Origin of the sequence: Thalassotalea sp. PP2-459 (assembly GCF_001913705.1) — a bacterium.
Lineage (GTDB): Bacteria > Pseudomonadota > Gammaproteobacteria > Enterobacterales > Alteromonadaceae > Thalassotalea_C > Thalassotalea_C hakodatensis.
In genome coordinates this window covers 112,271-130,560 of record NZ_MKQD01000043.1, presented here as the reverse complement: position 1 = coordinate 130,560, position 18,290 = coordinate 112,271, and the positions used below count along the sequence as shown (strand labels likewise).

10 protein-coding genes are annotated in these 18,290 nt (G+C 38.3%); 2 read left to right on the top strand and 8 right to left on the bottom strand.

What is annotated here, in order from left to right; translation table 11 throughout:
* Nucleotides 1-182 precede the first annotated feature (182 nt).
* Complete coding sequence (locus BI291_RS10355) at nucleotides 183-638, bottom strand: hypothetical protein (protein WP_074498682.1); 456 nt, start codon at nucleotides 636-638, stop codon at nucleotides 183-185.
* Between the two features lie 497 nt (nucleotides 639-1,135).
* Complete coding sequence (locus BI291_RS10350) at nucleotides 1,136-4,081, bottom strand: tetratricopeptide repeat protein (protein ID WP_074498681.1); 2,946 nt, start codon at nucleotides 4,079-4,081, stop codon at nucleotides 1,136-1,138.
* A 228-nt stretch (nucleotides 4,082-4,309) separates the two neighbouring features.
* Between BI291_RS10350 and BI291_RS10345 the strand changes: the two genes are divergently transcribed.
* Complete coding sequence (locus BI291_RS10345) at nucleotides 4,310-4,954, top strand: hypothetical protein (protein ID WP_074498680.1); 645 nt, start codon at nucleotides 4,310-4,312, stop codon at nucleotides 4,952-4,954.
* A gap of 123 nt (nucleotides 4,955-5,077) precedes the next feature.
* Here the strand turns inward: BI291_RS10345 and BI291_RS10340 are convergent, their stop codons facing one another.
* Nucleotides 5,078-6,121 (bottom strand): energy transducer TonB, encoded by a 1,044-nt coding sequence (locus BI291_RS10340; protein ID WP_083602003.1) that lies wholly within the window; start codon nucleotides 6,119-6,121, stop codon nucleotides 5,078-5,080.
* 333 nt (nucleotides 6,122-6,454) lie between these two features.
* On the opposite strand from BI291_RS10340, the gene BI291_RS10335 reads away from it, so the two are divergent.
* Nucleotides 6,455-7,132 (top strand): hypothetical protein, encoded by a 678-nt coding sequence (locus BI291_RS10335; RefSeq protein ID WP_074498678.1) that lies wholly within the window; start codon nucleotides 6,455-6,457, stop codon nucleotides 7,130-7,132.
* An 82-nt stretch (nucleotides 7,133-7,214) separates the two neighbouring features.
* Here the strand turns inward: BI291_RS10335 and BI291_RS10330 are convergent, their stop codons facing one another.
* The 5 genes from BI291_RS10330 to BI291_RS10310 all read right to left on the bottom strand — a co-directional run bounded on the left by BI291_RS10330 (nucleotide 7,215) and on the right by BI291_RS10310 (nucleotide 18,098).
* Nucleotides 7,215-8,363, bottom strand: a complete 1,149-nt coding sequence (locus BI291_RS10330; RefSeq protein ID WP_074498677.1) for a saccharopine dehydrogenase family protein — start codon at nucleotides 8,361-8,363, stop codon at nucleotides 7,215-7,217.
* Between the two features lie 11 nt (nucleotides 8,364-8,374).
* Nucleotides 8,375-9,442 (bottom strand): saccharopine dehydrogenase, encoded by a 1,068-nt coding sequence (locus BI291_RS10325; RefSeq protein WP_074498676.1) that lies wholly within the window; start codon nucleotides 9,440-9,442, stop codon nucleotides 8,375-8,377.
* Nucleotides 9,443-9,538: 96 nt separating this feature from the next.
* Nucleotides 9,539-12,253 (bottom strand): TonB-dependent receptor, encoded by a 2,715-nt coding sequence (locus BI291_RS10320; protein ID WP_074498675.1) that lies wholly within the window; start codon nucleotides 12,251-12,253, stop codon nucleotides 9,539-9,541.
* A 312-nt stretch (nucleotides 12,254-12,565) separates the two neighbouring features.
* Entirely contained in the window at nucleotides 12,566-14,896 is a 2,331-nt protein-coding gene (locus BI291_RS10315; RefSeq protein ID WP_074498674.1) for an aminotransferase class III-fold pyridoxal phosphate-dependent enzyme, read from the bottom strand.
* A 52-nt stretch (nucleotides 14,897-14,948) separates the two neighbouring features.
* Nucleotides 14,949-18,098 carry a glycoside hydrolase family 2 TIM barrel-domain containing protein gene (locus BI291_RS10310; RefSeq protein WP_074498673.1) on the bottom strand — a complete coding sequence of 1,050 codons (3,150 nt, stop codon included), beginning with the start codon at nucleotides 18,096-18,098 and terminating at the stop codon, nucleotides 14,949-14,951.
* Nucleotides 18,099-18,290: the final 192 nt, after the last annotated feature.

Sequence of the window (18,290 nt, the reverse complement as noted above, 5' to 3'; positions counted from 1 at the left end):
TAACTCACTCAACTTGATAAGAGAGAGATTATGGCTCGAAAAAAAGCAGAGATCTTTATGGTTTAACTTGACGTGGAGAGTCATACCAACGCCCCATTCAGGGGCTGAAAATAGCTTGCTAAAATTGTGAAGCGAAGCGGAACCGAGCAAGCTGTTAGCAGTCCCGTTACTGTAATGGCTTGTTAGAAGCCTCTTCTCCGTTGTTCATTAGCAGGGTTGTGTGGATTTACATTACCACCTTGTACTGCCTCATTTAAATAGCCCAAATCAGTTTCTATTTTTAACGAAACTAAATAGTGTTTACCCAACGCTGAACGCCATAAGTGATACTGCTCTTGGTATTCTTGGTTAAAACTGAACTCAACTACAACTGATTTAACCCATTCATAAGGGATTTTATGTGCTGCGAGTAACCTATCTAGTTCAGTTTTCATTGGTTGGCACATTTCTACCAACGCTGGTAAATCAAGGCTGTTGTTTGAATTTAATAAATCCAAAGTTATAGATGAAACTCTATTTTCTTGTGCCAACAGGGATAATTGACCGACAGCCCAATACCCTAAATAATCATTGTTTCGCCCACTTAAAAGTTTGGCAAAATTAATGGTGATTCCTTTCAATTCTCTCCGACGAGGCATAAATTCCTAAAGGCTTCTAACAGCTTATTCATGAGAACCATTCTCGCAAGTAACGCTCCGAACAGCCCTTCATTTCATAAAAATGAAAATTTAAATTATCACTTCTTCTTAACTATATCAACGAGATAGTGCTTTGCTATTCTCGTTTTCTCCGTTAAATACGAGAATAGTTCTCGATTTTCTGTTAAAAACAAGAAAAAACCCAAGCTGTGTACTTATACAGCATTAAGTAAATTAATGTTGATGATGGTTTATCAAGATGATCTCGCCTTTTTTTGCTGATATCGAAACGTTTATATGGATGGGGGGGTTACGCTAAAAGAACGATTAAAACCAACTTATTGGTTCAAATACTACATTACCTTTAATAAACAGAAGCATCCTTAGATTGCCACAACAAAGACGTTGAACGTTTTCTTAATTATCTTGCAAATTATGAAAATATTGCTCTTAAAACACTGCCTGAAATAAAATCATTGTTTTACAGACCAACGACTTTAAGGTTGCTTTATCAGTTCAGCACGATGCTGATTTAACAAATATGTTAATTGTGTTTTTGTTTTTAGCGTTTCTTTGTGGTTTTCACCTAATACTTTTGCACTTATTTTAAGAGTCTGTCGAAAAAGCGTTTCTGCTTGCTCATATCTTTCAGTTGCCAGATAAAGCTCAGCTAAAGAATGATGTGCACTTAATACCTCAGGATGTTCAGGCCCAAAAACTAATGTGGCAGCGCTTATATGCTGATTTAACGATTGTTCGGCTAACTGATATTGCCCTATTGCCATTTGAGTTAAAAATACACCTTTCATACAATAAAGTGTGTAAGGATTATTAATTCCTGACTTAGTTAGCCATTTGTCTATACAAAGCTGATAATAATGTTCTGCTTGCTCATAGTCTTTTTGGGCGTAGTAAAGGTTCCCTAACTTTTCTATTGAATACAACGTGTGACGATAGTCAGCGCCAAACAGTTGTGTTCGCTTTTGATATACTTGTTTAAAAATTTTTTCCGCCTGTGCAAAGTCTTTCTTAGCTAAATAATATGTTGCTAAATTATCTAGTGCTCCTAAAGTATCTTGATGGTCTTCGCCAACGATTTGGTTGCTAACCTCAATGGTTTCTTTAATCACCGGTAACTTGTCGGCTCCATATTTTATTACGTTTAGCCGGCTTAAATTAAACAACAAACCTAAATAGCCCCCATCTTTTGCTAAATGGTGTGCTTTATAAATCTCAAGTCCTTTATTTATATGCTGCTCAGCAGGCTCTATTTTCCCTAAATCAATATAAATAAGCCCTAATGTTTTATGAAGTAAAGCATCAACATGAGGAGGATAGGCATTTTGCGTGGAGTCATTGAGTTTTCTGCCTGCATTATCAAGTACATTAGTTAATGAAACGTCTTTACCTTTGGCAACAAAAGGGCTACTAGCCGCTAACGTTTCTGTTAAAAATTTTGAAATGGCTTTTGTTTTTTGATTTTCTACTAAAGCGATATCTCGCTCATTTGCCACTTGCTTCGCTTGAAACCAAGTCAATATGCTAAAACCTATCAGTGCGATTATAGCAAAGCTTAACGTAAACTTTTTCCTTCCCTGATAACGTTTAGAGCTCTTAATGAAAGCGAGTTCGTTATCATTTAAGGTTACTTCTTTGCGCTTAATTAATTCTTCAGCATCAAGTACTTTTTGCTTGGAATTGAGTAGTGCGTCGGTAGCTTTACCAGTATTTAGCCAAAATATGCAATCGTCAGCGAGTTGTTCTCGTTTATGGATAGCTACGCTGTTGTTGCTAAGCCATAATTGAATGCGTTGCCAATGTTTTAACAAAGCTTCATGAGCAATAGTTATAAATTGACAATCTTGTGCATCGCTACCTTGATTATCAGTGGAGTAACTATGTTGTTCACCTGTGTTTGTCTGAATGATAGTGATAAACAAACGAGCATTAAGAAAATGTTGAATAAACTGCTTTTCAATGGGTTTATTAAAGTAGTTTTTAGGTAGCTTTCGTGCCGTTACATTATGCTTATTTTTGTGATCAACTTGAATTAAGGCATGCATAATATTGTCCCAGCATGCTTGAACATTAATCGGTAAACTATTGAATACTTTTTCAGCTTGTTGAGCTATCGCCCCTTCAATCCCCCCCATTTTTCGATATGCGCTAAGCAACAATACATTATTACTACTACGTTGTTGGTACAATAAATCAAGGGTATATTCTAACAGTGGCAATGCATCTGGATTTTTAACCGCAGCAGCAAGTAATATTTCGTCTAAATGCTCTTCATTTTCTTTGTCGTGTTCAAAACTTAATCCTGCGGCAATTGCAGGGTTTCTGATCATTCGACTAATTTCTACTGGGGTTGGCGCTTGTAAATCGTACTGTTTTCCCTGGTCTTTTAATTCATAAAAGCCCTTTACATCAAGACACTCAGCATAAAAATCATTTCTAAGCATTGCAATAAAAAGTAACTGTTCACATTGCGCTACTTGCAATAAACAACTCACTAAGTTTTGCTTTAATTTGACCGTTAAATTTTCATCTAACAGAAATTGTTCAAATTGGTCGATAACAAGTAGTTTGTAATTTTTTACTTGCTCGGGTTGATCAAGCGCTGCTTTATTATGGTCTAGGTTATTGTGAGAATTTAAAGCGTTTGTTAACTGAATTGGGTCTATTTCAATATGCGAAATTAAGCTTGATAGTTCCATTGTCGTTTTAATTAATGAGAGTTTATCTAACGCATGGACTAATGCTGAAATAGGTGATTCATCGATACATTGGCTAGGGCTAATAAAATGGTATTGAGTCACCTTAAGCTGAGAAAAACCCGTTTCACTGTTAAGATAAGGCAACACTCCTGCTCTCATTAATGATGATTTTCCACTGCCACTTTTACCTAAAATCAATAGAAAGTTATTTGGTCGTTTAATACTCGTCTTTAATTGGCAAATAACGTCTACAATAGCTTTAGCTCTGCCAAAGTAAATTGAACTATGCTGTTCATTAAAGGTGTTTAACCCTAAATATGGTGAACCTTGCGTCCATTTTTTTAGCGTTTGACGTTGTGATACTTGATTAGATTTCGTAGAAAAATTAATTGGAGCAATGATTTTATAACCACGGCGATAGATTGTTTCAATAAAGCTCGGTTTTTTTGAGTTACAGCCCAGCTTTTTTCTTAATCCTGCAATACATTTTTGTACAGGTGCATCCCCGTAAAATGTACCCGCCCAACAAGCAATTAATAACTGTTCTGCACTAACGGTTTCACCCGCATTTTGACAAAGATAAATCAACACATCCATCATCTTGGGCTCGATGGTTAAACGTGTTCCTTCTTTTATTAGTTGATTAGAGTCTCCATCAACCGTCCATGTGCCTAAAGTAAAAGTACGTGGTTGCTCAGTATATTCAGCGGTGCTATTAGAATCCATTCTCTGCAACCTCTATTTAAACAGTAAATTATCAATAAAGCTTACAGCATAAGGTCAGCTTCTGCCACTTAACACCCCAAAATAAATTAAACATAACCAATTGAATAATAATAAGTTTTTAACAGCCACTAAAATGGTAAGAAAACCGTAAGTCTTTTTAATATTTTTTGAACAATACTGCTAGTACAGGAAGTAACACGTAAATATTAAAAAACCTAAGGAGCACAGATGATGAACTGTACAATGAAAATATTGATAGTCATTCAACTAATGCTTTTTCATTTATTGGTTAATGCGCAAAACATAAATGGACTTGCATCACAGAGTAATGAAACATGGAGCTTTTCTAAAGAATTAAAGGCGAAGTTTGTCAATAAACAAAGCCTAAATTATCTAGTGATTAGCAATTCAGAAGGTCGAATTATCACCGAGCACCTTATTCCAAGAGCAAAACACTTGGCTAACATTACTTGGGCGAGCAGCGATCAATATCTAACCTTTACCGAAAATAACAGAAATTTATGGCTTTTTAATATTGTAGATAAGTCAGCAACGCTCATTGAACACAGCTTTCAAAGTAAAAAACCATTGAATTTTAATGCCCAATGGTCGCCAAATGGTCAATGGATGCAGTATTTATCCAACAATAATTCACGATACCCTGCAAAAATGTATTCTTTAAAACGTAAACGAGCTTATCTTGTACCTGTGGCCTCAGACGTCATTGTTGATATTGCATGGCATGATAGTAAAAATGAATTAGTGATTAATACCGATCAATCAACAAAAGAACAAACGGAAATGTCGTTATACGATATTAAAATGACCCTTCAATCAGAAGAGCAAATAGTACAAGTAATTCCCTTTGACTGATAGTGTAATCACTAGGGCCTGTTGATCATTCGCGTTTAGTTCGAACAACATTTAACCTCGAAAGTTCAACAGGCCTTAGTTACAAAGAGCGGCAAGCGTTTAGTTGACCACTAAAATAGCTTGCTATCGGTATACTGCGTTTCTTTCCATTTCAGCTATTTTGTTCATTTCAACGTCGTGCCACGTTGCATCGCAGTCAATATAAGACGCTGAATTTTGTGGTGATGGCAGCAGCATAATGGTTCTTATATTAGCCTTTGCCACTGTTAATGGAGTTAATTGCCATTCACTAATTTGTTGTGTCAATGCTTGCTTTAAAGAAGCTTCTATTGGTCGACAAAAATCTACCAACGTTACTTTACCGCGTTTAGAAATGGTAAACTCTACCGCTAGCTTTCGTTCCTCAATAAGCGGGTACATTGACTCATCCAAACTAATCGTCATATCACCGATATGCCAATATTTAGCGACATGATAAATAGGCGTAATAGGTAATGTTTTAGCATCTACAATTGGTTCAACAACCTTTTTAATCACCTTTATTGGATTACTTACCAACTCATACTGCTGTAAAATATCAAAATAATTCAAACCATTAACCAAATTTATGAAGGCTTGCTTTTTCTCATCGACACTTCCTGGAAATTGTTTGAATATATTCACTAAGGCGTTTGCTAAAAACTTAGACTCTTCAAGATTTAATACGCCATGGTAAGGGAAGGAATTCTGTATCCACTCCTTATAGCTATTGCCAAAGGTTGGTGTTGCTAAACGTTCTTGTCGAAATGTGTTGATGTTATGGCTTTCATTGGTTAATTCAGCACGACAATCATCAGTAGCGTATATTGTTTGCTCAGTGTCGCTAAGCCTAAATTCCAGCATAACTTTCTGTCGTTGTGCTTGCGGCGAAGGTTGTTCAGTTTGATATTGCCATTGCGCAACTGCTTTAACAGCTTCACCTTCGAACACTTGATGACTACTGGCTATCGGTTCAACAAATTGCGTCTGCCCTTGTTCATTGATAAAAAACTGTACGGTAACACAGCCTTCAAGGTTTTGTTTAATCACTTTAATCGGGTATTTAGGATTTATTCTTTTTATGTTTTGCCAGTCATTTGCACTGGCAAATGTCGTCATTAGGCAAAAAAGCAATGTCCATATTTTCATAAGCGTCCTTTACGAAATTAATTTTTCACGTTTACCAGTAAGCAATACTCTAGCGCTATTGCTTTACAAAGTTAAGCCATTTGATGTGTTTACTGCTGTATGCCTTATTCATTATCGGCAACAACTTGCCGTAAACACACTAAATAGGCAATGGTTCGTCAGTCTATCGCTTCAACATTTTCAGTTAATATGCTTTCATCAAAACCTATCTATAACGTTAATCACCCGTGCAAAGTATTTGTGCAAAATATCGTTAACCTATCTGAAAATGGAGTGATTATTGCTAGGTTTTTGTTAGTGACTTAGTTTAAAAACGATAAGGTAACAGGAAAAATGGAAATTACCAACAACGCTTTTCACACCCAAATACAAAGCTCAAACCAAATAAATAACGCAAAAAACGGTAATGCTTTTGCGCAAATTCTCGCAGGATATCAGCCGAATAAATCGGAAAGTGCCAAAGCCGAGGTACGCGCTGAATCTGTTTTTAACATGAACACCAACCAAGGCAATAATGATATTAATCTCGATGAATATCTAGCCACTGGCCCGCAAGCTACCCCAGTCTCGTTAAAAGATGTAGAACTCTTATTACCAACGGCGCATAATGTTGATACGTTGGCAAAATATTCCCAAGAAAAGTTTAAAGACCTATTAACGCAATACAATATCACATCACCACCTGAAACAATCTCGTTTGATAATGAAGGTCAAATTGTGATACCCGCAGATTACCCATATACAGCTCAATTAAAACAAGCATTAACAGAAAACCCTATCGTGGAAAACGCGCTTAGAACTACCGCTGCCTTAGCAAGCCATTATGCCGGTATTATGGAAGGCCAACCCTTTCGAGATGAAATGGCAACAGCAAGGTCGCAAGCAGATAGAGACAGAATCATCGAAAAATACAGTTATTTATTTGACGATAATCGACCCGCTAAGCAAATCATTTTAAGTTTTTTAGAAGACGGTAGTTTGTTACTTGGTGAGAAGAAACAAGTTGCATAATTGAAGGTATAAAAAAACCCCTTAGTAAAGACTAAGGGGTGCCAGTGCTACAAATAAAAACATAGCTAGGGGGAAATATCATTTAAACAAGTTGTTCAATGTGTACCGATTGGCCAAGTTTAGAGAGTTTATCTAACCATTGTTGTGCAATATCAGGCTGACTAGGTGCAGCATGAACACCTGCAGGAATATCGCCATTGATCACCGCTTCAATACCCAATGCCACGGTAATTGACACTAAACGTGCCATTGCTTGTCCTTCATTATTACCTGCAGCGTCCATATAGTAACGTTGGTGCCAAACGGTGTTATCTGCTTGTTTTGCTTCTAACTCAACAGACATAACAACACGGTCAGGTTCACCTTCTTCATAGCTATACTTGTCTTCTAAGTCTTTACTAATGGCTTCCATTTTTGCTAAACCAGCTTCGCCCTGTAGGTCGCCTACTTGATCAAATAAATATTGCCACGCTTGTGACCAACCATTTAATCGTAACGTGCCACGAACAAACTCTTCAACTTGCCACTCAGGTTCAAATTCATATTGCTTAACAAAAGGAATAGAATCGCGGTTTGGATACGCTTGAAATGTTTCATTAACAGCGCTGATATGAATATCTTTTAACGCTTCCCACGGACCTTTCGAGTTGTTTTCTACGCCATTTTCTAACCACTTAGCAGGCGAGGTTAATGCTTTAAGTACCCCTAACGGTGACCAGCTGAATTTATACTTAAAGTCATTCGGCGTTTTTGGAAAGCCGCCACAATATGAGCGAAAATACAATTTTGATTCTGCATTACACGCTTCACTTTCTTTGAAGCGTGCCACTAATAAATGTGCGAATAAGTGATCAATGCCTGGATCTAAACCAATTTCATTGATAAAGGTTAAGCCTTTCGCTTTTGCTTGTTGATCAAGCGCTCTCATTTCAGGCGCAATATAGCTGCTTGAAACAAAGTGCGCTGATTTATCTAAACAAAGCTGTGCCACTTCAACATGCATATTAGCCGGTAACATCGAGACTAAAATATCTCCTGATTTAACATTTTCAGCTAAAACAGACCAATCTAACTGCTTTAATTCACATTGAATATTTGCCTCATCTAGCATGGTTTGCGCTTTATCAGTACGACGATTCCATACCACTAGGTTATGTGATGAATTTGATAGGTATTTGATCCCTGGCGTGGCAGATAGCCCAACGCCAAGCCAATGAATGGTTGATTTCATAGGAAGTTCTCTTATAGGTTTGTCGTTTTTTGATGATAGATATCGAGTGCTTTTTGCCAAACAGGCAGACTCAAATCATGTAAAGATGCTAAATAAGGCACTAGCTGCTGGCCATAGTCTTCACTGCTTTCTTTTGGCAATAATGAAGGTAAATGATCAATCGCAATTAAATGTAAACTATTTGGCGGTGATAGTACTTCGATCGTCGGATTATTGAAGGTGGTACAATGGTCATAAATTCGAATCGGGTTATAATCACCGTACGGATCACAACTAACATCACAAATAACACTTAGGTTACGTTCTGCCGAATCAAGGGAAGAAAGCGTCACAAAAGGCGGCAAGTCCTGGTTAACCAATACACAATTAACTAATACATCCGCATCATTCACTTGCTCAAATGGCCCGCCTACCGCGGTTTCTTCCATATCCCATTCAATAGTTTTTAATTGCAAAGCTTTGGCTAAGCCGAGTGCGCCTGAACCACTTCGCCCTTTTGCACCAATAACCATGACGTTTGGTTTATTTGCACATTGTGCAAGCAACGCTGACACTTCATTTAATAACTTTTCTTGATCGGGAAAGGAGCTCACAGGCGGTAGCGCAGTTTTGCCCAGTTGTTTATTTGCCCAAGCCCATACGCCAAGTGCTGCACCAGCGAAACCAGCCCAGTATCCAAACGCTGCAATTCGACGTTGATTTTCATCGACTAAAAATTCTAAATCGTATAGTGCACCTTCACCTTGTTTAAAGCGTGATAATATGTCATTTGCACCTGCTTGATCTTTATAAGCATGGGCGAAATAAATATGTTTATGAACCAATGGAAAACTATCTTCAGGTAATTCTTTTAACCCTAGAATAAAAGCACTTTTGGGTGCTTGTGGCCAGCTTCCTTGTGCGACAATTTCACACCCCATGGCTCGGTATTGTTCAATGTTAAAAATGTTTTGTGGCCCCTGTTCAACCGACACTTTAAAGCCGGCTTCAATCAATGCTTTTGCACCTTTAGGGGTTAGCGCGGTACGTTGTTCCTGAGGTTTTGTTTCGGCACGTAACCAAATATGCGTTTGACTCATAAAAATATGTACTTCTCGTTTAATCAATTCAAAAACAAAAAATGAAAGTCAGTCAGTAAAAATACTGACTGACTTAATATTAACTCAATTCAATAATTAGAATTTGCCTCGAATACCCACCGAATACCTAGGCCCAGTTTCAGTAACCGTTAACGTTTGGTTAGCGTATTCTGCATTTTTGATATAAAGCTCGTTGGTGATATTAATCCCTTCAAAAAATACCGTTAGGTTTTCATTCAGGTCGTAACTACCACTGATATCAACTTGTTTATAGTCATCAACATAGTGGCCATCTCGCCATGTTTGAGGTTTAGACTGCATAAAACGATCGCGATTGTTATAAGCAATACGGAATTGAATCTCGTGTTTTTCATAGAATAGAATCAAGTTCTGCGAGTCACTTAAACCAATTAATGGCAGCTTTTCTGCACCTTCATCGGCAGTAGATTCACTGTCAACAAACGTCATGTTTGCAATAACGCCTAACCCGTCAAATGGTGCAGGCAAACTGGTAAACATGTGCTGAACCGCAACTTCATAACCATCAATTTTGGTGTTATCTTCATTGATAGGACGCGACATCTTATAGGTATATGTACCACTTGGTACTGTTACCGTTTCTTCCGTTTCGCCTGAGCCTAAGTAACCATCAACATCTTTAGTAAAGGCGGCAATTGCTGCATAGCTGCCTTCTTGGTAGTACCATTCGAGTGTTAGATCTAGGTTAGTAGATTCAAATGGATTTAATTTTGGGTTAGAGCCAGAGCCAAATAATTGATCAATAGGACCATCGCCGTAACTTGCTAGTGGTGACATTTCAGCCAATTCAGGACGCGTTAAACTTTTAGACCATGCAAATCGAGCTATAAGCTCATCGGTAATTTCAAGCTTACTGTTCAAGCTAGGTAAAACATTGCTATAGCTGTGACCAACTTCAACAGCCACATAATCATCTGAGGTTATTGCGCGAACTTCGCCTGGTTTTTCATTAGATTCAATTAAATCTAAAAGTGCTACTTGATTACCTTTCGATGTACTGTCTGTTTTTACATAACGTACGCCTGCAATTACTGACCAAGGCATTTCATTTACTTCGCCTTCAAAATAGAAATCAGTATAAAGAGATTTTAACTCTTCATTGACTTCATACGCTGTAGGGTCATCAACAATGCCAAAACCAGCACGAGAGAAAATTGCACGTACTAACTCAGGATCATCTAGTTGTGAAATCGCTTCATCCGTACCTAAGAAGGCAAATAAATCATCTGAATTTAACGTTGGCCAGAACTCAGTTGGGTTACCTGAACCTCCTGATAAAAAGCCATCGGCGTTATAGGTCCATAACATATCTGCTGGTAATGGAATACGCGAGCTGTTATCGGCATACGTCCACGGCAGTGGGTTTTCTGTTTCAGCGTATGTAGAACCTAAAGTACGATCTGAATAATGCAAGCCAAAACCAATTTTTACTAATGGGCCCATTTCAACATATACGTCGTTATCTATTTTCGCTTCAAGTACTTCATCTTCAACACGAGTACCTTGTAAAGACGCCCAACCTGCGGTTAGTACATCACCATCTTTGAAATTTTCAAACGTCATGGTAGGTACTAAATCACCTGAGGTACGATCATAGTTATATTCACCAGGACGACCTGCAACAACATCTGACCAACCTTTACCCGGATCATGCTCTGCTTTAGAAGTATTAATATCTGCTGTTAAACCCCAGTTATCAGTTACTTGCCAATCAAGGTTTAAACCAAAGGCTTTTAACTTGTTGTCAGCATCTGATTGACGAACTAAGGTTTCGATGAAACTGTCAACAAAATCAGCTTTTACTAAAGTATTGTTTTCATCAATAACAGGGTTTCTAACGTTGCCTGTTTCAAACCACATTGGAAATACATCTTGGCGGTATTGCACATTGTAATCTGAATACAGTGCATCTGCGGTTACTGTTACATCTTTTGTTGGCTTATATTGGAGTACTAATGTGCCACTGTTACGCTCACGCGTTTCTGTTTGTGCGATTTGATCATAGTTTTGCGGGAAATAAATTTCGCCATAATTTTGACCATCTAAATCGTCTTCAGTTTTGTAATAATAGGCTGTATTCGCTTCATCGTAACGACTTTCACGTTTGTAATGTGAAAAGGAAGCCAGTACACCAAACTTATCATCATCAAAGGTACTGCTGATAAGGCCGGAGAATTGCGGGCTCATCTTACCTGTCATGTCATCATACAAGCCTTTGACACTGCCAACGGCTTTAAATCCTGGGAAATCCAACGGCTTAACAGTGCTGATATCTACTGTTGCACCAATCGCACCTTCTTGTAAGGCTGCTGATTGCGTTTTATGAACTTCAGCTCCATTAATAAGTTCAGACGCTAAGATGTCAAAACTAAATGCTCTACCACCACTTGTTGTTGCAAGGGTACGACCATTTAATAATACAGAGTTGAATTCTGGCCCCATACCACGCACAGTAATAAGCTGCCCTTCACCACCACTACGATCAATTGAAACACCCGTTATACGCTGTAATGATTCAGCAACGTTTTGATCTGGAAACTTACCAATATCTTCTGCGGATATCGCATCTACTACATTGCCAGAGTCTTGTTTAATACCTACTGAATTAATCAAACTACCGCGAATACCTGTCACAGTGATCACTTCAGTGTCTTTTTCTGCTTGTTCTTCTTCCGCTTGATTCGCATCTGCCCATGTAATACCTGATACCCCAAGGTTTAACATAAGTAAAGACGTTAAATAGCTGAGCTTAAAATGCTTGCCGTTTTTCATATCTGTTCCTCTGTTTGTCATGTCACTTAAGCGCGTGTCTTAATGCACACTTATAATACTATCGTATTTATAGTATAAATCAGATAATAGTATATTTAAGGATTAAAAGTAAACGGCTGAATATAAAATATGCAGATATATTGCATACAAAAAAATGTAAGTTTATGTTTTAAAGGTAAATATTTTTTTAGTTTTTAATTGAAATGATTGAATAGTCATAAAATGCATTACGCCTTTAACGCACAAGGCAAAATGCCACGTCTGTTACAACATAGCATTTTGCCTCTTTCTCTTGATTAACACTTATGAGAGCTAATCACACCCAAGTGTTTGCAAGCCTTTAGTCAATGCATTAATAAACATATCTGCATCTTGTTCATTGAACACGATAGGCGGTTTAATTTTTAAGATATTATAAAATGGTCCTTCAGTACTCAAAATGATGTGTTGGGTTTTCATAAACTCCACTAATAGAGCAGTAAGTTCAGTGGCAGGTGTTTTACTTATACGGTTTTCAACCAGTTCAACGCCAATAAACAAGCCTAACCCTCTTACATCACCAATGACATCAAATTGCTGTTGTAATTTACATAATTCATTTTGTAAGTAATCGCCTGTTTGTTGCGCATTTTCCATCAGCTGCTCTTCTTTGATGACATCAAGCACCGCGGCACCTATTGCACAAGAGACAGGGTTACCACCAAAGGTGTTGAAATATTCCATGCCTGTAACAAAGGCATCGGCTATTGCTTGCGTAGTGATCACCGCAGCCATCGGATGACCATTACCAATAGGCTTACCTAAGGTAACAATATCTGGCACCACCTCTTGGGTTTCAAACGCCCACATATGACTTCCTACCCGACCGAATCCAACCTGTACTTCATCAGCAATACAAACTCCGCCAGCATCGTGTACTTTTGTATACACCGCTTGTAAGTAGCCATCGGGCATAATGATCTGCCCCGCGACCCCTTGTAGCGACTCGCAGATAAACATTCCAGGTTTTTTACCTTGCTCAGCAAGTTCATCTATCGCACGTTGCACATCTTCGGCGTAAGCATTAGCACTGGCGGAGGTATTTCCTTGGTATTTGCCACGATAAGGATCAGGTAACATCACTTTATGTACATAATCTTTTGCCCCTTCACCACCAGGCCCATCAAATTTATAAGGGCTAGCATTAATACAGGCATTGGTATTACCGTGATACGCACCTTCAACCGTCAATAGCTCTATTGAGCCGGTATAATTTTTCGCTAAACGGAAAGCTAATTCATTAGCTTCACTGCCACTGTTGACAAACATACAAACCGATAACGGCTCTGGCATGGTCGCGAGTAATTTTTCAGCATAATTGACTAAGTTGTCATGAAGAAAACGAGTATTAGTGTTTAGTTTTGCCATCTGAGCTTGCCCAGCAGCCACTACTTTAGGGTGGCAGTGCCCGACGTGGCACACATTATTAACCATATCTAAATAACGGTTTCCTTGCTCATCATAAAGATAGGCACCTTGGCCGCGTACAATTTTTAATGGTTCTTTAAAGCTTAGGCTTAAGGTTTTTCCTAAATGCTTTTCACGAAATGTTTTGATCTGAGCCTTAGCTTTTCCTTGGTCAGGGTTAATACCACACGCAACTTTTAATTGGCAAGCAATGGCATAAAAATTCACTTTTTTAAGCAAAGCGAGTAATTGCCATGCCGGCTTAACTGAAACTAACAAGTATTCATTATCTGGCTGCTCATTGATTGCTTTAGCGGCGTTACACACACTGGTACAAAGTCTTAACGCAATTAAATAAGGTAACGCATCAAATTCATCGTCACTGATCGTATATAGCTCATAAAAACCAGAAACTGTACTGGCTAACGTGGCTAAAGGATCTGCTTGCTCCATCATGGCATAAGCAGCCGTAATCGCTAATTCATTAATCGTTTGACTAAACACCATATCGCCAAAATCTATCAAACCCGTAATTTTGCTTGGCGTATGAGGTTGATCAATAAGCAAGTTATGATCATTGGCATCATTATGAATAACACTACAAGGTAGTTTTGCTAAGTTGGGGGCCACATGGGCTTGATACATTGCTAAAAAATAATCAACTTGTGGTTTTTGCTCTTGGGTTAGGTATTGCTTTTTATCTTGGCAAACCGCATAGCCGTGCGCTAAATCCCAATCAAAGTAACGATACGCACCTTGGTGTTTAAAATCGCTTAATGAATTCGCCACCTTGGCCATAAATCGACCAAGATCTTGCCACAAACCTGAAGACATGTTTTGTTGATTCGCTTGCGCATAAAAATCACCCGGTAAATACGTTAATACCCGTAAATAAAAGGTGTTCTGCTGAGTATCGACTATTTCAGTGATCTGCTGGTTATCTTGGTTTTTTACCACTTGAGGCACAGGTAACTCATGGGCTGATAAATGCGTCATGGCTTCATTTTGCATCATCAATTCAATTTTCTTTTCGGCACTAGAAGCTATTTTAACAACATAGCGTTGTTCACCTGTCACCAAAAGTAAATTTTGATCACAATAACTTGCCAGTGCTGTTAATTCGCCATCTAATTGATAATGATGTTGTAAAAACGTTATTAGTGTTTCAATAGAAAATGTTGGTGTGACTGAATTCATGGTTATCTCTTAACGGTTATATGGCGAGCCTAATACAGACTCGCCAAAGTCTTTATTTAACAGTTATCGGCATTAAGGTAAAACGATAGCGTAAATCTTGTGCTTTGATGGTGTATTGCTCATGTACTAGGCGTCCCCATGATGTATCGCCGCCTACGCCCATTTGCAGGTGGTCAATATTCACTGTGGTTAACTCTCTACGTGGCACATCAATAGCATGTTTAGTCGTTACCGGCACTAAGCCAGAAGCAGAAGCTGTAGCATCACCCGGTGCAAAATCAATATCGGCTTGTAAATATGGCCATGCACTTGTATTTAATACTTGTTCACCAACAGCTTTAAAACCAGCGCCTTGTTTGTTGGTGATACTCATCCAACGAACATCGGTTTTATTGCCATTTTCTTGTGGACGAATATAGTGCTCAATTTGTTCGTCAACCATAGCGCGGTGCAAAGCAATTTTAGCCCCCGTTTTGCGATCCCAATAGGATTCGTGCGGCCCCCTTCCATACCAAGTAAGGTGTTCATATGTACCTGGCATAACCAGCTGCATTCCAAATCTCGGTATATTAGGAAGTGTTTGATCATCAACTAAATCGAGTGATGACGTAATTTGAACACTACCATCATTTGCAAGCTGATAATCAAGCGTGAATGTGCCTTTGAAGTCTGGTGACTTATAATGCGCAGTTACACGATTAGCGTTAGTGTCAAATTTACTCAAGGTTAACTTCTGTGCCGCTGTTTGCCATATAGCAGCCCATTTTTGCATGTTATTCCCCAAATCATTATCGGTAGGCGCACGCCAAAAATTAGGCTTTAACGGCTGTAGCAATAAGGGTTCACCGTCTAGTGTGTAACCCACTAAATAACCAGTTTTCTTGTCAAAACTTGCTTGAAAGCGCTTGCCCTGATAGCTCACTTTTTCATGGCTTTCAAGCTTAATCAATGCACTTTTATCCGCTTGAACAAAGGTGTTTGCCTTTTCTTTACTACTGACAACGAACTGCTCAAACGCAATTTCATGCCCTATTGGCAGTAACGGTTGCTGATCTTTAATCACCGCACTTAGTGTAATGACATACTCTTTGCTGCCATCATATATTAACTTACTAATTGGCAACGTTACTTTAGCTGTGGTTCTCGGTTGAACCGTAGGCATTTTTTGTTTGCCGCTAGCAATAGTTTTACCGTCAGCTGCGATGTTCCATTTCAGTTGATATTGGTCTAAATCTGTAAAGAAAAATTCATTTTCAATCGCAAAAGTACCTTGCTGAATATCCACCTTAGAAAAATTGATGTTTTGATAGACTTTTTTCACTTCATAAGCATGAGGATGCGGTTTTCTATCAGGATTCATTAAGCCGTTATTTAAAAAGTTGCCATCAGTAGGTAACTCAGGATGAAAATCTTTACCATAAGCATAATACTTCTGACCATGCTCATTAACATATTCGAGTGATTGATCTACCCAATCCCAAATAAAACCACCTTGTAGTGATGGATACTTTTTAATAACAGCCCAGTAATCTTTAAGATTACCAACCGAGTTACCCATGGCATGAGCATACTCAATCATAATGCCAGGTCGGTAAGGTTTACTTTCTGCATATTTCACTAAACGCTCAATAGAAGGATACATCGGCGCAAAAATATCGGTGTAATGCTCAGTACCTGCTGGTTCGTATTGCACAGGTCTCGTACCATCGTTATCTTTTAACCACTGGTACGTTGTTTCAAATACTTTACCTTCACCCGCTTCATTACCTAACGACCAAATGATAATAGAAGGGTGGTTTTTATCGCGCTCATACATACGACGCGTACGATCAATATGTGCTGGGATCCAGCTTTCTTCATCACCAATCTGCGTGGCCTTATTTGTCGCTAACGGGTGTGACTCTATGTTTGCTTCATCAATCACATACAATCCATATTTATCGGTTAAATCATACCAATATGGATTATTTGGATAATGACTTGAACGTACCGCGTTAATGTTAAATTGCTTCATTAATTGAATATCGCGTTCCATTGATGCTTTATCAACCACATGACCTTTTCGTGGATCAGTTTCATGGCGATCAACACCTTTAATATAAATGGCTTGCCCGTTAACCAATAGCTGTGCGTTTTTAATTTCTATATGGCGAAAACCAATATCGTCTTTAACCGATTCAATCACTTCACCGTTATTGTTTTTAAGGTTAATTACTAACGTATATAAATTTGGCGTTTCAGCGGTCCAAAGAGCAGGGTTATCCAGCTTACTCGCTAAGCTAACTTCGGTGCTCTTGCCGCCAGAAAGTGTTACTTTTTTCTGACCCTTAAGCACTGGTTTCATTCCTTTTCTAGGGTCAAGTAGCTTATATTCAACTAAACGTGCTTCTGTCGCTTTTTGAAAATTTTCTACCGTAACATCAACGGTAAGTTCGCCTTGTGTGAAGTCTTTATTTAATTTAGGTTGCGCATGAAAATCAAAAATATGCTGTGCTTCAGTTGCAAACAGATAGACATCACGCTCAATGCCAGAAATACGCAACATGTCTTGGCTTTCCAAGAAACTGGCATCTGTCCAACGCCTGATTTGAAACGCTAACAAGTTTTCATTGTCTTGCAAATATGGCGTCAAATTAAATTCGGCTGGCGTTTTTGCTCCTTGGCTAAAACCGACCTTTTTGCCGTTCAACCAAACATCTAACGATGATTTAGCCGCACCAACATGCAAAAATACTTGTTTATTTTTCCAGTTTTCTGGCAGGGTAAATGGCTTTCGATACGAGCCAATAGGATTGTAGTCTGTTGGTACATCAGGCCATTTGGTACTAAACGGGAACCTCTCATCTAAATAGATTGGATAACCATAGCCTTCAATTTCCCAATTACCTGGCACGGGTATTGTGCCCCAATCAGTATCGTCGAAATCAGGTAAGTGAAAATTACTTTTTGCATCGTTAGGCGAACGTTGCCAGTCGAAAGCCCATAAGCCGTTTAGCAGCATAAAGTTACTACTTTGCTCTTTAATATCAACAAGCGCTGCTTGTTCGCTTTGATAAGGAAATAAACTTGCCCGTGGTTCAAGTTTGTTGATCGCGAAAACCGTATGATCACGCCACGGCTCTCTCACTTCATTCGCTGATGCTGATGTTGCAAATAACGATGTTGAAAATAATGCGATACTCGATAATTTTTTTAATAACATTATTATAAACCTGTAAAACTTTGTACTATTTATACTACAATATACAAAACTACTGACAAGAGATAAATATACTTTTTTCCATACTACTTTTGTAACACCATGTTATTAAATAACATTTTTATCATTTATAGTATTTAATATACCAATTGTGTAGTTATTACTGGAGTAAAGTAAATTACTCATTTATTATCA

Bases quoted from the DNA above. Each gene is read 5' to 3' on its own strand.
- BI291_RS10355 (WP_074498682.1), bottom strand. From the start codon at position 638: ATGCCTCGTCGGAGAGAATTGAAAGGAATCACCATTAATTTTGCCAAA.
- BI291_RS10350 (WP_074498681.1), bottom strand. From the start codon at position 4,081: ATGGATTCTAATAGCACCGCTGAATATACTGAGCAACCACGTACTTTT.
- BI291_RS10345 (WP_074498680.1), top strand. From the start codon at position 4,310: ATGATGAACTGTACAATGAAAATATTGATAGTCATTCAACTAATGCTT.
- BI291_RS10340 (WP_083602003.1), bottom strand. From the start codon at position 6,121: ATGAAAATATGGACATTGCTTTTTTGCCTAATGACGACATTTGCCAGT.
- BI291_RS10335 (WP_074498678.1), top strand. From the start codon at position 6,455: ATGGAAATTACCAACAACGCTTTTCACACCCAAATACAAAGCTCAAAC.
- BI291_RS10330 (WP_074498677.1), bottom strand. From the start codon at position 8,363: ATGAAATCAACCATTCATTGGCTTGGCGTTGGGCTATCTGCCACGCCA.
- BI291_RS10325 (WP_074498676.1), bottom strand. From the start codon at position 9,442: ATGAGTCAAACGCATATTTGGTTACGTGCCGAAACAAAACCTCAGGAA.
- BI291_RS10320 (WP_074498675.1), bottom strand. From the start codon at position 12,253: ATGAAAAACGGCAAGCATTTTAAGCTCAGCTATTTAACGTCTTTACTT.
- BI291_RS10315 (WP_074498674.1), bottom strand. From the start codon at position 14,896: ATGAATTCAGTCACACCAACATTTTCTATTGAAACACTAATAACGTTT.
- BI291_RS10310 (WP_074498673.1), bottom strand. From the start codon at position 18,098: ATGTTATTAAAAAAATTATCGAGTATCGCATTATTTTCAACATCGTTA.